A 13,919-nucleotide genomic window follows, 5' to 3' on the forward strand; every position below is an offset into this window, starting at 1 on the left:
GGACGGTCCTACGGGCTCAGTCCAGGACGGTCAGTTGGACTCGGAACCGCCGGGGACGGTCCTACGGGCTCAGTCCAGGACGGCCAGGGCGTCGATCTCGATCAGCAGGCCCGCGGGCAGGCCCACGTAGATGGTCGTCCGGGCCGGGAGCGGCCCCTCGATGCCCGAGAACCACTCGTCGTAGACCTTGTTGAGCTCGGCGAAGTGGGCGGTGTCCGTGAGGTACACACGCATCATCACCACGTCGGCCCAGGAGGAGCCGCCCTCCTCGAGGACGGTCTGGACATTGCGCAGGGTCTGGAGGGTCTGCTCGGCCAGCCCCGGGCCCACGGGCGTGCCGGTGGCCGGGTCGAAGCCGACCTGTCCGGCGACCTGGAGGATGTTCCCCTTGCGGACGCCTTGCGAGAACCTCGCGGGCGGCTGCGGTGCCTTGTCGGTCGCGACGGCGGTCTTGTCGCTCATGGTGCTTCCTTAACGTGAGGTGTATCCCGCGTAGTCGCGGCTGATCGTCTGCGCGGTGCGGCGCACCAGCGGAAGGAGTGCGAGGAGCTCCTCGGCGGTGACGACGACGTTGGGCGCCGAGACCGACATGGCGGCGACGACCCGTCCGTCGTGTCCTCGGATCGGGGCGCCGACGCAGTTGATGGACTCCTCGTGCCCGCCGAAGTCGGTGGCCCAGCCCTGCTCGCGCACCTTGGCCAGTTCGGCGAGGAACGCCTCGGGGCCGATGATCGAACGGGCGGTGTAGCGCGGGTAGTCGAGCTTCCGGGCGAGCGTGCGCAACTCGTCCCCGGGCAGGTCGGCCAGGAGGATTTTGGCGACCGCGGCCACGGTGATGGCGACCGGCTTGCCGATGCGCGAGTACATCCGTACCGGGTAGCGGCTGTCGACCTTGTCGACGTAGATCACCTCGCCCTCCTCGTGGACGGCGAGGTGGACGGTGTGGCCGCAGTTCTCGTTCAGGGCGACCAGATGCGGATGCGCCGTGGCACGGATGTCGATGTTCTCCATCGCCTCCTGCGCGAGGGCGAACAGTCGGCCGCCGAGCCGGTACCGCTGGTCGCCCTGCCGGTAGACCAGGCCGTGCTCGTGGAGAGTGCGCAGCAGGCGCAGCGCGGTGGACTTGTGGACGTCCAGGCGGGTGGCGACCTGTTCGAGATTGGCCGGGCCCTCGGCCAGGAGGGGCAGGATCCGCAGTGCGCGGTCGACGGTCTGGCTCATCGCGGTTCGTCCTTCTCCGTCCATCCCTGGCCCAGGACCAGACTGTCCCATGTGGCGTCGTCCAGGCCCACGAGGTGTGCGACACGGGCATGCGGTGGCGGGCAGCCGAGGTCACCGGGAACGGTGAGGGCGACGGCGGCCAGGACATGCCCGTACCGCAGCCGCGCGGGCAGGGGCAGTCCGCGCAGCGTCGCCGACAGGAAGCCGGCCGCGAAGGCGTCCCCCGCCCCGACCGGATCCACGACGTCCACGGTGAGCGCGGGTTCGAAGTGGGCGGTGTCGGTGCCGTCCGGCTGCCGGGAGTAGACGGTGGCCCCGCGGGCTCCCTGCTTGACGACGAGCGTGCCCGGCTCGGGGAGGGCGGCTCGCACACCGTTCGCCGAGGCCAGTCCCCACGCGGCCTCGGCCTCGTCCTCTCCTACGAGGACGGTGTCGCAGCGGCGGGCGATGCCGATGAGCTGGGCGGGGTCTCGTCCGTTCCACAGCGCCGGGCGGTGGTTGAGGTCGAACGAGATGTGCGGGCGGCCCGGGACGCGCTCGGTGAGCGCGCGGACCAGATCGCGGCAGGAGTCGGACAGCGCGGCGGTGATCCCGGACAGGTGCAGGACCCGGCCGGACCAGGCCTTCTCACGCCCGACCAGGTCGGCGGACATGGCCGAGGCCGCGGACCCGCCGCGGTAGTAGGTGACCGCGGTGTGCCCGTCGAGCCGCTCCTTGAAGTAGACGCCGGTGGGCCGGGCCGCGTCTCGCTGGACCTCGCCGACGTCCACTCCCGCGGCGGCCATCTCCTGGAGGATGCGGTCGCCGAAGCCGTCGGCGCCGACGCGGCTGATCCAGCGGACGCGGTGCCCGAGGCGGGCGAGGTAGCAGGCGACATTGGACTCGGCGCCGCCGATGCCCCGGTGGAACGTCGGGACGTCGGCCAGCGGGCCCGGGCGGTCGGGGTGGAACGTGACCATCGATTCCCCCAGGCACACCGCGTCGACGGTGGTGGCGGTGGTGGTTCGGGCCGCGCTGCTGGTCACGTCGGCGATTCCTCGGGTCGGTGTTCCGGGGCGGATCTGGGACTGCTGCGACAGGCGTTGACCGGTCGCTTGCCGGGATGTTAGACAGCAGCCGCAGGACTTGCAATGGATGTTGCACATGTTGCAACGAGCTGAGGAGAGTCCATGGGTGTGGAAGGTGCGGACGCGCTGAAGGCTCTGGCCGAAGAGCGTGTGGACTGGCGGTTCAAGGGGCTCCCCCCGGACGCCGAGGGCCGACGGGTCGGCGAACTGGCGGGGCAGCGGCGTTCGCTGTTCACCGGAGGGTTCACCACCCCCGTCCTGGCGCTGTCCGAGGAGGCGCTGGAGCACAACCTCGCGCTCATGGAGACCTGGTCGGCCCGGCACGGCCTGGCCTTCGCCCCGCACGGCAAGACGTCGATGGCGCCTCAGCTGTTCGCCCGTCAACTCGAGCGCGGGGCCTGGGGGATCACGGCCGCCGTGCCCACTCAGGTGCGGGTGTACCGGGCGTTCGGTGTACCCCGGATCTTCCTCGCCAATGAGCTGGTGGACCCCGCCGCCCTGGCCTGGCTGGCCGCGGAGCTGGACGCCGACCCCGGCTTCGTCTTCACCGCCTGTGTCGACTCGGTGCGCGGTGCCGGGCTGATGGACGAGGCGCTTCGGGCGGCGGGGGCCCGGCGGCCGGTGGACGTGGTGGTCGAGTTCGGCTGCGACGGCGGGCGGACGGGGGTGCGCGACGAGGCCGCCGCCGACGCGGTGGCCGACGCCGTGGCCCGGGTGGACACCCTGCGGCTGGTGGGAGTGGCGGGCTACGAGGGCGAGTTGCGGGAGAAGACGCCGCGGAGCGTACGGGCCTGGCTGGAGCGCCTGGTGGCGCTGGCCGGGCGCTTCGACGGCGCGGGGCGGTTCGACGGGGCGGACGAGATCGTGCTCAGCGCGGGCGGCAGCGCGTGGTTCGACGCGGTGGCGGAGGTCTTCGAGTCCGTCCCCGCGTACTCCAAGCCGGTCCTGAAGCTGCTGCGGTCCGGCGCCTATGTCGCCCACGACGACGGGCACTACCGCAGGCTCACCCCGTTCAACCGGCTCCCGGGCGAGGAGGCGCTCCTGCCCGCCTTCCGGCTCTGGGCACAGGTGGTCTCCCGTCCCGAGCCCGGACTCGCCTTCCTCAACGCGGGCAAGCGCGACGCCGCCTACGATCTGGACCTGCCGCAGGCGCAGTTGGTGCGCGGCGCGGACGGGACGGTCCGCGCCGCGGAGGGACTGCGGGTGACCGCGCTGGCCGACCAGCACACGTTCGTCGAGGTGGCCGACGGAGCCGCTGTCGAGGTCGGCGACTGGGTGGCACTGGGCCTGTCGCACCCGTGCACGGTCTTCGACAAGTGGCAGCTGATCCCCCAGGTGAGGGCGGACGGCACGGTCACCGACCTGATCCGCACCTTCTTCTGAGGGGCGCTGCCATGGACCTGGTCTTCCGCGACGCGCTGGTCGTCGACGGCTCGGGCGGCCCCTCGTACCGGGCCGATGTCGGCGTCGACGGCGGCCGGATCGCGGCGATCGCGCGGGAGGGATCGCGGCGTCCGTCCGGGCGCCGGAGCCTCGACGCGGGCGGTCTCGCCCTGTGCCCCGGCTTCATCGACATGCACGCGCACTCCGATCTCGCCCTGCTGACCGACCCGCTCCACGAGGCCAAGGCGTCGCAGGGCGTGACCCTGGAGGTGATCGGACAGGACGGCCTGTCGTACGCGCCCGTGGACGACAGGACGCTGGCCGAGATCCGCCGCCAGATCACCGGCTGGAACGGCGACCCGCCGGACCTGGAATGGAACTGGCGCGGCGTCGGTGAGTACCTGGACCGGCTCGACGCGGGCTTCGACGGCCGTGGCATCGCGGTCAACGCCGCCTATCTCGTCCCCCAGGGCACCGTGCGCATGCTCGTCGTCGGCTGGGAGGACCGGCCGGCGACGGAGGCCGAGATCGAGGCGATGAAACGCCTGGTCGCGCGGGGACTGGAGGAGGGCGCGGTCGGCATGTCGTCCGGGCTGACCTACTCACCCGGGATGTACGCCGACGACGCGGAGCTGACCCGGCTGTGCCGGGTCGTGGCCGACCACGGCGGCTACTACTGCCCGCACCACCGCTCCTACGGGGCGGGGGCGCTGGAGGCGTACGCGCAGATGGTGGAGGTCACCAGGTCCGCCGGCTGCGCGCTGCACCTGGCGCACGCGACGATGAACTTCGGCGTCAACGAGGGCCGCGCCCCCGAACTGCTCGCCCTCCTCGACCGCGCCCTCGACCGGGGCGCCGACATCTCCCTCGACACCTATCCCTACCTGCCCGGCTGCACCACGCTCGCCGCCCTGCTGCCCGGCTGGGCCACGGAGGGCGGGCCGGAGGCGACGCTGCGGCGGCTGGGGGATCCGGCGACGTGCGCGAGGATCCGCGAGGTGATGGAGGTCGAGGGCTCCGACGGCTGCCACGGGGTGGCGATCGACTGGGACACGATCGAGGTCTCCGGGGTGGCCCACCCCTGCCTGTCCCGGTACTCCGGGGCGACCGTGCGCCGATCCGCCCTGCGGGAGGGCGTGGAACCGTTCGACATCGCGCTGCGCCTGCTGGTGGAGGACCGGCTGGGCACCACGGTCCTCCAGCACGTCGGGCACGAGGAGAACGTGCGGACGATCATGCGTCACCGGGTGCACACCGGCGGCAGCGACGGTCTGCTCGTCGGGGACAAGCCGCACCCGCGGGCGTACGGGACGTTCCCCCGCTACCTGGGGACCTACGTGCGGGAGCTGGGTGTGCTCGGGCTCGAGGAGTGTGTGGCCCATCTGACCTCGCGGCCCGCGGCCCGGCTGCGGCTGCCCGACCGGGGGCTGGTGCGGGAGGGGTACCGGGCGGACCTGGTGCTCTTCGATCCGCGGACGGTGGCGGCGGGAGCGACGTTCGAGGCGCCGCGCACCGCGCCGACCGGGCTGCCCCATGTGCTGATCGACGGGCGTTTCGTTGTGCGAGACGGCCATCGGACGGATGAACTGGCGGGGCGGTCCATCCGCCGGACACCACCGCGCTGACGTGCGCTTTCGCCCTCCGGGCCGGTCGACGTGGCGAAAAACACCAGGCGGGCCCGGAAACGCGCCCGTAAGGTGACCGGCATGCAGGTGATCCAGTCCACGAAGCTCGCCAACGTCTGCTACGAGATCCGCGGTCCGGTACTCGAGGAGGCGATGCGACTCGAGGCCGAGGGCCATCGCATCCTCAAGCTCAACACCGGCAACCCGGCGCCGTTCGGGTTCGACTGCCCGCCGGAGATCCTCGAGGACATGCTGCGCAACCTCGGGAACGCGCACGGGTACGGCGACGCCAAGGGGCTGCTGTCCGCACGGCGGGCGGTGATGCAGCACTACCAGACCAAGGGCATCCCGCTGGACGTCGAGGACGTCTACATCGGCAACGGGGTCTCCGAGCTGATCCAGATGTCGATGCAGGCCCTGCTCGACGACGGGGACGAGGTCCTGGTGCCCGCGCCGGACTACCCGCTGTGGACCGCCGCGGTCTCCCTGTCGGGCGGCACCGCCGTGCACTACCGCTGCGACGAGCAGGCCGACTGGATGCCGGACCTCGCCGACATCGAGCGCAGGGTCACCGACCGCACCAAGGCCATCGTCGTGATCAACCCGAACAACCCCACGGGCGCGGTCTACGACGACGAGCTGCTGCGCGGGATCGCCGACATCGCCCGTCGCCACAGCCTGATCGTCTGCTCGGACGAGATCTACGACAAGATCCTCTACGACGGCGCCACCCACACCCCGACCGCCGCCCTCGCGCCGGACCTGCTGACCCTGACGTTCAACGGGCTGTCGAAGGCCTACCGCGTCGCCGGATACCGCTCGGGCTGGCTGGCCGTGTGCGGACCGAAGACGCATGCCTCGAGCTACATCGAGGGGCTGACGATCCTGGCCAATATGCGGCTCTGCGCCAATATGCCGGCGCAGCACGCCATCGCCACCGCGCTCGGCGGCCGCCAGTCGATCAATGACCTGGTCCTTCCGGGCGGGCGGCTGCTCGCGCAGCGCGACGCGGCCCTCGACCTGCTCACGCAGATCCCCGGTGTGACGTGTGTGAAGCCGAAGGGGGCGCTCTACCTCTTCCCGCGGCTCGACCCGAATGTGTACAAGATCAAGGACGACCGGCAGATGGTCCTCGACCTGCTGCGGGCGGAGAAGATCATGATTGTGCACGGTACGGGGTTCAACTGGCCCGAGCCGGACCACTTCCGCCTGGTCACGCTGCCGTGGGCGGAGGATCTGGTGGACGCGGTCGGCCGCATCGGACGCTTCCTGGACGGCTACAGCCAGCCCTGACCGGGGGCTGCGACCGCCGCGGCGAGGCCCCCGCATCGCTCGTTTCACCGGCGCCTCGAGCACAGATCTATCCTCACTCGCTTTTTAGACGCTGTCCAAGTTAGGATGGCTTCAACAAGCGATCCTGCGTTTGGGAGGTCACCGTGTACGAGCCGAGTCGCCAGCCGGTGCGTACCCCGCGCCCGGCCGCGGGCAGGCGGACCCGCACCGCCGAGCCGGCCGCCGAGCGCGGCGCCTCGCAGCCGTCGCGCACGGACCACCTGCAGGCGCAGTTGGCAGGGCACCTCGCGGCCCTGCTCGCCGTCACCGACGAGTTGCGCGGCGCCGGGCCGTCCGAGGAACTGGACGAGGCCGCCCGCGAGATCGCCGAGCGGGTCACCGAGCTGAGCCCCACCGGCGCCCCCGTGCGCATCTGGGAGGGCAGCCGCCCCGGCGCCGGGCACGCCCGGGTCGCCGCCCTGCACCAGCACGCGCACACCATCGCCGGCCGGGTGCTCGTCGTGGCCGCGTCCCGCCAGGACACCGCCACCGCGATGCTGGCCTGCCGTCGCATGGACGCGCACGCCCTGGCTCTCAACAGCCCCCCGGTCCCCGCCTGACGGGCGCCGCCCCCGAGAACGCGCCGGGGCCGCGCCTGAAAGAAGGCGCGGCCCCGGCGTAACCCCAGGTGTCGAGGGCGTCAGCCCAGACGCTCCACCAGCTTGCGGTACTCGTCCCACAGCGCCTTCGGCGTGTGGTCACCGAAGGTGTTCAGGTGCTCGGGAACGAGCGCCGCCTCCTCGCGCCACACATCGGCGTCCACGGACAGCAGCAGATCGAGGTCGGCCTCCGGGATGTCCAGGCCGTCCGTGTCCAGCGCGTCCTTCGTCGGCAGGATGCCGATCGGGGTCTCGACGCCGTCCGCCTCGCCGCTGAGCCGCTCGACGATCCACTTGAGCACGCGGCTGTTCTCGCCGAAGCCCGGCCACACGAAGCGGCCGTCGGTGTCCTTGCGGAACCAGTTGACGTAGAAGATCTTCGGCAGCTTCTCCGCGTCGGCCTTCTCGCCGACCCGCAGCCAGTGCGCGAAGTAGTCGCCCATGTTGTAGCCGCAGAACGGCAGCATGGCGAAGGGGTCGCGGCGCAGCTCGCCGACCTTGCCCTCTGCGGCGGCGGTCTTCTCACTGGCCACGTTGGCGCCGAGGAAGACGCCGTGCTGCCAGTCGAAGGACTCCGTCACCAGCGGGACGGCGCTGGCGCGGCGGCCGCCGAACAGGATCGCCGAGATCGGCACGCCCTTGGGGTCCTCCCACTCGGGCGCGATGATCGGGCACTGCGACGCGGGCACGGTGAAGCGGGCGTTGGGGTGCGCCGCCGGGGTGTCCGACGCCGGCGTCCAGTCGTTGCCCCGCCAGTCGGTCAGGTGGGCCGGAGCCTCCTGCGTCATGCCCTCCCACCACACATCGCCGTCGTCGGTCAGCGCGACGTTGGTGAAGACCGAGTTGCCCCAAAGGGTCTTCATCGCATTGGCGTTGGTGTGCTCGCCGGTGCCGGGCGCCACACCGAAGAAGCCCGCCTCGGGGTTGATCGCGTAGAGGCGGCCGTCCTCGCCGAAGCGCATCCAGGCGATGTCGTCGCCGATGGTCTCCACGGTCCAGCCGCGGGTGGTCGGCTCGAGCATCGCCAGGTTGGTCTTGCCGCACGCCGAGGGGAAGGCCGCGGCGACGTACTTGGCCTCGCCGCGCGGCGGGGTGAGCTTGAGGATGAGCATGTGCTCGGCCAGCCAGCCCTCGTCACGGGCCATCACGGACGCGATGCGCAGCGCGTAGCACTTCTTGCCCAGCAGGGCGTTGCCGCCGTAGCCGGAGCCGAAGGACCAGATCTCACGGGTCTCGGGGAAGTGGGAGATGTACTTGGTGGAGTTGCAGGGCCACGGCACATCGGCCTGGCCGGGCTCGAGCGGGGCGCCGAGGGAGTGCACCGCCTTGACGAAGAAGCCGTCGTCGCCGAGCTCGTCGAGCACCGCCTGGCCCATCCGGGTCATCGTGCGCATGGAGACCGCGACGTACGCGGAGTCGGTGATCTCCACACCCAGCGCGGACAGCGGCGACCCGAGGGGGCCCATGCAGAAGGGGACGACGTACATCGTCCGGCCGCGCATGGAGCCCTTGAAGATGTCGCCGAAGACGGCGCGCATCTCGTCGGGGTGCTTCCAGTGGTTCGTCGGACCGGCGTCCTCCTCCTTCTCGGAGCAGATGAACGTACGGTCCTCGACACGGGCCACGTCGGAGGGGTCCGAGGCCGCGTAGTACGAGTTGGGGCGCTGCACGGGGTCGAGCCGCTTGAAGGTGCCGTTCTCGACCAGCAGGTCGCACAGGCGGCGGTACTCCTCCTCGGAGCCGTCGCACCACACGATCTCGTCGGGCTGGGTGAGGGCGGCGATCTCGCCGACCCATTCGAGGAGGTCTTTATGACTGGTGGGAGCCGCAATATCGCGCGCCACGATTGCTCCGTTCCGCCGATTCCGCACCGAATCGGCGTCAAGGTTGAGGGTTTTGCGGACTCTACCTCGTATGTCCGCATGGTGGAACAGTGCCCCTTGGGGGCGACGACCCGGGCGCTTCATGGCAATCGTCCGGTGCCGTAGCTGATGAAGATCAGCATTTAAGGCGGGGGCGACTTTTGTCCAGTGAATCCGAGGTGAGCATCACCACTCTATACTAACAAGTAACTTACGGGACCGTAGGTACAGTGGTTGGTATGACAGCCGAGGAGTCTGCTTCGACCGCGATGTCCGAGGGTGCCATCGGCACCTCCCCACTCCACATGAGCAAGCCGAAGCTGCGCGGCTGGCTGCACGCAGGCATGTTCCCCACGACGTTCGTCGCGGGGGTCGCCCTCATCGCCTTCACCGGCAGCGCGCGCGGACGCGTCGCCTGCGCCGTGTACACGGTCACCGCCTGCCTGCTCTTCGGCGTCAGCGCCCTCTATCATCGCGGCAACTGGGGACCCAGGGCCACCGCGATCCTGCGACGCCTGGACCATGCCAACATTTTCCTCATCATCGCCGGCACGTACACCCCGCTGACCATCCTGCTCATGCCAAATGGCCGTGGAGCGCTGCTTCTCTGGCTGGTCTGGGCCGGGGCTCTGGCCGGTATCGCCTTCCGCGTCTTCTGGGTGGGAGCCCCGCGCTGGCTCTACACACCGTGCTACATCGCCCTCGGCTGGGCGGCGGTGTTCTTCCTGCCGGACTTCATGCGCACCGGCGGTATCGCGGTGATGGTCCTCGTGATCGTCGGTGGGCTGCTCTACAGCGCCGGAGGCATCATCTACGGCATAAAGCGCCCGAACCCGTCACCGCGGTGGTTCGGCTTCCACGAGGTGTTCCATTCCCTGACCGTCGGCGCGTTCGTGGTCCACTACGTGGGCATCTCGCTCGTGGCCTATTCGCACGCCTGACCAGACCGGAAGGCTCACCCCCGTCCGCGGCCGCGCCCCGGCCACCAGCCGGTGCGTGGCTCTCCACGAGGGCGACCAGCTGTAGCCCGCGACCACGGCCGCCGCGACGAGCGCCAGGCCGAGCACGGCCGGTCCTCCCCCCAGCAGATAGCCGCCGGCGAAGAGCGCCACGCACAGCGCCCCCCCGACACGCAGATTCCCCGTCATACGTTCCCCCTCGGTCACGCACGCGTCCCCTGGCGCGGCCCACCCTCTCTCCTGCCCCCGTCCCGCATCGGTCACTCCGGCGGACCGCCACAGAACCCACAGTGACACACACCACTGACATTCCGTCGGGAGATCCGGAGGCAGGTCCGCCGCAAGTACGGTTCCGGGGGTCAGCGCACCTTCTCCGCCAGGGTCCGGGGGTCCGTCGTGGGGGCGTCGCAGGTGAAGTGGCGGCAGACATAGGCCGCGGGCCGCCCGTCCACGAGGACGCGGTCGCGAAGCACCGGGGCGACGTCCCCGGGGTCCGCGGCGTCCCCGGCATCCGGCTCGCCCACGGCCACCACGGCGCCGGGAGCCGTCCCCAGCAAGGCCGTCCGGTGGAGTTCAGCCGTGGCCGGGTCCTCGGGCGGGCCGACGACCGCGACCTCCCGAGGACCGTCCAGATACGCCTCCGCCACCGCCAGCCCCCAGCCGATGAACCTCGGGGCACGGCCGCCGAGGGCGCGCACGATCCCGAGGGCCTTCCCCGCCTCCTCGCGGTGGCGGGCGGAGCCGGTCAGCGCCGCATGGCTGAGCAGGGCGCCGGCCGCGGCGGTCCACCCGGACGGGGCCGCGTTGTCCGTCGGGTCCTGGGGGCGGCGGATCAGCTTCTCGGCGTCGTCCGCGGTGTCGAAGAGCGTCCCGTCCTGCCCGGCGAAGCGGTCGAGGACGGTGTCCAGAACAAGCTCCGCGAAGGTCAGCCACGAGGTGTCGCCGGTGACGGAGTACAGCGCGATGAAGCCCTCGGCAACGTCCCCGTAGTCCTCCAGCACCCCGGCGCTGGGGCCCGCGTGGCCGTCCCGCGAGGTGCGGACCAGGCCGCTGCCCCGCAGATGGACCGAGACGAGCAGGTCGCCGGCGGCCGCGGCCGCCTCGACGAGGTCCGGGCGGTCGAGGAGGGCTCCGGCCTCGGCGAGCGCGGCGACGGCCAGCCCGTTCCAGGCAGCGACCACCTTGTCGTCCCGGGCGGGGCGGGGGCGCCGCTCGCGGGCGGCCAGGAGAGCGGCACGGATCTCGGGGTCGGGCTCCGCCTCGGGCAGCCGCAGGACCGAGGCGCCGTGCTCGAACGTGCCCTCCTCGGTGACGCCGTGGAGGGCGGCGGCGACCGCCCCGCGCTCCGGTCCCAGCACCTCGGCGAGCTGCCCCGGCGTCCAGACGTAGTACGCGCCCTCCACCGGCTTCCCCTCGGCGTCCGGGCTGTCCGCGTCGAGCGCCGAGGCGAACCCGCCCTGCGGGGTGCGCAGCTCGCGGACCATGAAGTCCGCGGTCTCCAGGGCGACCCGGCGGGCGAGCTCCGAGCCGGTCGCCCGCCACAGATGGGTGTAGACCCTCAGCAGCAGGGCGTTGTCGTACAGCATCTTCTCGAAGTGGGGTACCAAAGGCCCACCAACCCTCGGCGTGAGCACGTACCGGTGGAACCCGCCTCCCACCTGGTCGTACAGGCTCGAACGAGCCATCGCGCCGCACAGCCCTTCCGCCATCTCCAGCGCGGCCACGGAACCGGCCCGCGCATGGTGGCGCAACAGGAACTCGATCACCATCGACGGCGGGAACTTGGTGTCTCCTTTGAACCAGCCACTCGCGGGGTCGATGTCCCGGGTCAGTCGGAGGAGGGCCAGAGCCTGGGTCTCCTCGGTGGGCGTCCCGGCGTCCCCGGTGCTCAGCTCCCGCTTGGCAAGGTCCCGAGTGAGCTTCCCCGCGACTTCCCCCACCTCGTCCCGTCGGCTCGTCCAGGCGTCGTGCACGCCTTCGAGCACCTGACGGAAGGACGGCATGCCATGGCGAGCCTCGGGCGGGAAGTAGGTGCCGAAGTAGAAGGGCTCCCCATCCGGCGTCATGAACACGGACATGGGCCAGCCGCCCTGCCCAGTGGCGGCTTGCACCGCCTCCATGTAGACCGCGTCCACGTCGGGCCGCTCCTCACGGTCCACCTTGACGGACACGAAGTGCTCGTTCATGTACGCAGCGGTGTCGTCCTCCTCGAAGGACTCGTGCGCCATGACGTGACACCAGTGGCAGGCGCTGTAGCCGACGCTCAAGAACACGGGGACATCGCGCCGCCGGGCTTCTTCGAACGCACCGGCCTCCCATGGCCACCAGTCAACGGGGTTGTCCGCGTGCTGGAGGAGGTACGGGGACGTGGCCTGGGCAAGTCGGTTGGGCATACCCCCATCCTTGCGCACCCGCCGACGCCCGCCCATGCGCCACGGGGACAGCGTACGAACGAACGGGGCCGGGGCCGAGCCGCTGGAACTGTCTTGCTCGCCGTCGCTCAGCGGGTCGGGGTCGCGAAGTAGAACGGGGCGCCGTCCGGGGTCATGAAGACCGTCATCGGCCAACCGCCTTGCCCGGTCGCCGCCTGCACTGCTTCCATGTAGACGGCGTCGACGTCCGGTCGCTCCTCGCGGTCCACCTTGACCGCGACGAAGTGCTCATTGACGTAGGCGGCGATCCGCTCGTCCTCGAACGACTCGTGCGCCATCACATGGCACCGATGGCAGGCCGCGTACCCCACGCCCAGCAGGATCGGCACCTCCCGCCTCTTGGCCTCCGCGAATGCCTCCTCGCCCCAGGGCCACCAGTCGACCGGATCGCCGGCGTGCTGGAGCAGGTACGGGGACGTGGCGGCGATGAGCCGGTTGGCCAAGTCACCATCCTGTCAGTCTCCTGCCGTGCAGGAGGCTGACAGGGCCAGCGGATGACACGGATGCCCCGCTCGGCCAAAGATGGAGCTCAGCGCAGCAAGCAGAACAAGAGTTCACACTCTTCAGCCGAGGAGAGCCACACCATGTCCACAAAGCGCGCTTTCAAGCGCCTCGCGATCGTCATAGTCACGGCGCTTGCTCTGTCCACCGGGTTCTCGGCTGCAGCCCACGCCACTGGCTGGCAGAAGACCGACGACGTCTCGATCTCCCAAAGCGCTGCTCCCGACACCGGCTGGCAGTAATCCTGGCGGCGTTCGACAAGGATGAGGACCAGGCATGGGCCAGAGGAGCATTCTCGGGTTGCACTGGGAGGCCAACTACTGCGCTGAGACGGCTGACGGCAGCTACACCCTCGTGACCAACCCCAGTCCTCTGGTGAGTGACGTCCACTTCTTCCAGCGGGACACCTACGACGACTACGTCGTGCATGTCGGACACAGCACTCGCTTCACCTTCCTCGGCGCACCGGAACAACTGCTCGTCGGCGACTTCGTGGACTGTCGCCGCGGCTCACCCTCGCTCCGCCAATCGGTTCGGCTCGAATTCACCCCTGATCCGCGCAGGGCGCTGCACGTGGGCCAGGGAATCGCGATGCGATTCCAGGGTCTGACGAACATCACCGTGCGCACCGAACCGACCTGGTTCGACTCCTCAAGACCGGACAGCCACTACGACGTCGGAAATGACCAGATCCGAGTCCCGACCGACACCCCAACGAGCAGCTTCCCTTCGCTCAGCGTCAACGACCTGCCGCTTCCCCCGCATGTGCTGCAGATCCTGATGCAACGCCAGCTCGAGATCCTCCGCAACGGGGGCTCCTACGACACGACATTCGACGTGGCGGTGGGCGGCGAAATGAGCGCGAGGGACCGCAGGGCAGCAGCCGTGTAGCCGCGGCAGAACCCTGCGCCCAGGAGCGGGGCCGGCGTGCCACCCGC

At 70.6% G+C, this 13,919-nt stretch carries 12 protein-coding genes and 1 pseudogene; 7 read left to right on the top strand and 6 right to left on the bottom strand.

Annotated elements, in window-relative coordinates; genetic code table 11:
- Positions 1-69: 69 nt before the first annotated feature.
- Genes IEY86_RS05420 through IEY86_RS05430 form a run of 3 tightly spaced genes read right to left on the bottom strand, consistent with a single transcriptional unit; the run spans position 70 to position 2,180 of the window.
- Complete coding sequence (locus IEY86_RS05420) at positions 70-462, bottom strand: RidA family protein (RefSeq protein WP_189130369.1); 393 nt, start codon at positions 460-462, stop codon at positions 70-72.
- Positions 463-471: 9 nt separating this feature from the next.
- On the bottom strand, positions 472-1,221 hold the full coding sequence (locus tag IEY86_RS05425) for an IclR family transcriptional regulator (RefSeq protein ID WP_189130370.1): 750 nt from the start codon (positions 1,219-1,221) through the stop codon (positions 472-474).
- Positions 1,218-2,180 (bottom strand): sugar kinase, encoded by a 963-nt coding sequence (locus tag IEY86_RS05430; RefSeq protein WP_229698201.1) that lies wholly within the window; start codon positions 2,178-2,180, stop codon positions 1,218-1,220. The genes IEY86_RS05425 and IEY86_RS05430 overlap by 4 nt, the downstream gene beginning before the upstream one ends.
- Before the next feature lie 210 nt (positions 2,181-2,390).
- On the opposite strand from IEY86_RS05430, the gene IEY86_RS05435 reads away from it, so the two are divergent.
- The 4 genes from IEY86_RS05435 to IEY86_RS05450 all read left to right on the top strand — a co-directional run bounded on the left by IEY86_RS05435 (position 2,391) and on the right by IEY86_RS05450 (position 7,188).
- Positions 2,391-3,671 (top strand): alanine racemase, encoded by a 1,281-nt coding sequence (locus IEY86_RS05435; RefSeq protein ID WP_189130372.1) that lies wholly within the window; start codon positions 2,391-2,393, stop codon positions 3,669-3,671.
- Between the two features lie 11 nt (positions 3,672-3,682).
- The gene (locus IEY86_RS05440; RefSeq protein ID WP_189130373.1) at positions 3,683-5,296 is read left to right on the top strand and encodes an N-acyl-D-amino-acid deacylase family protein; all 1,614 of its coding nucleotides are present in this window, start codon (positions 3,683-3,685) and stop codon (positions 5,294-5,296) included.
- 81 nt (positions 5,297-5,377) lie between these two features.
- A complete protein-coding gene (locus IEY86_RS05445) occupies positions 5,378-6,589 on the top strand; it encodes a pyridoxal phosphate-dependent aminotransferase (protein ID WP_189130374.1) in 1,212 nt (403 codons plus the stop codon).
- A gap of 143 nt (positions 6,590-6,732) precedes the next feature.
- A complete protein-coding gene (locus tag IEY86_RS05450; protein WP_189130375.1) occupies positions 6,733-7,188 on the top strand; it encodes an SCO4983 family protein in 456 nt (151 codons plus the stop codon).
- Between the two features lie 80 nt (positions 7,189-7,268).
- On the opposite strand, the gene IEY86_RS05455 is transcribed toward IEY86_RS05450, so the two are convergent.
- A complete protein-coding gene (locus IEY86_RS05455; RefSeq protein ID WP_189130376.1) occupies positions 7,269-9,071 on the bottom strand; it encodes a phosphoenolpyruvate carboxykinase (GTP) in 1,803 nt (600 codons plus the stop codon).
- Positions 9,072-9,358: 287 nt separating this feature from the next.
- Between IEY86_RS05455 and trhA the strand changes: the two genes are divergently transcribed.
- Complete coding sequence (trhA, locus tag IEY86_RS05460; protein ID WP_189130607.1) at positions 9,359-10,030, top strand: PAQR family membrane homeostasis protein TrhA; 672 nt, start codon at positions 9,359-9,361, stop codon at positions 10,028-10,030.
- A 377-nt stretch (positions 10,031-10,407) separates the two neighbouring features.
- On the opposite strand, the gene IEY86_RS05465 is transcribed toward trhA, so the two are convergent.
- Both IEY86_RS05465 and IEY86_RS05470 read right to left on the bottom strand, forming a co-directional pair.
- Positions 10,408-12,441 carry a thioredoxin domain-containing protein gene (locus IEY86_RS05465; RefSeq protein ID WP_189130377.1) on the bottom strand — a complete coding sequence of 678 codons (2,034 nt, stop codon included), beginning with the start codon at positions 12,439-12,441 and terminating at the stop codon, positions 10,408-10,410.
- Positions 12,442-12,560: 119 nt separating this feature from the next.
- Positions 12,561-12,923 (bottom strand): annotated as a pseudogene (locus IEY86_RS05470) (DUF255 domain-containing protein); the annotation flags it as partial.
- A 141-nt stretch (positions 12,924-13,064) separates the two neighbouring features.
- Between IEY86_RS05470 and IEY86_RS05475 the strand changes: the two are divergent.
- Both IEY86_RS05475 and IEY86_RS05480 read left to right on the top strand, forming a co-directional pair.
- Complete coding sequence (locus tag IEY86_RS05475) at positions 13,065-13,223, top strand: hypothetical protein (RefSeq protein ID WP_189130378.1); 159 nt, start codon at positions 13,065-13,067, stop codon at positions 13,221-13,223.
- Positions 13,224-13,257: 34 nt separating this feature from the next.
- Complete coding sequence (locus IEY86_RS05480) at positions 13,258-13,872, top strand: dTDP-4-dehydrorhamnose 3,5-epimerase (RefSeq protein WP_189130379.1); 615 nt, start codon at positions 13,258-13,260, stop codon at positions 13,870-13,872.
- Positions 13,873-13,919 lie beyond the last annotated feature (47 nt).

Origin of the sequence: Wenjunlia tyrosinilytica, from assembly GCF_014646055.1 — a bacterium.
Taxonomy (GTDB): Bacteria; Actinomycetota; Actinomycetes; order Streptomycetales; family Streptomycetaceae; genus Wenjunlia; species Wenjunlia tyrosinilytica.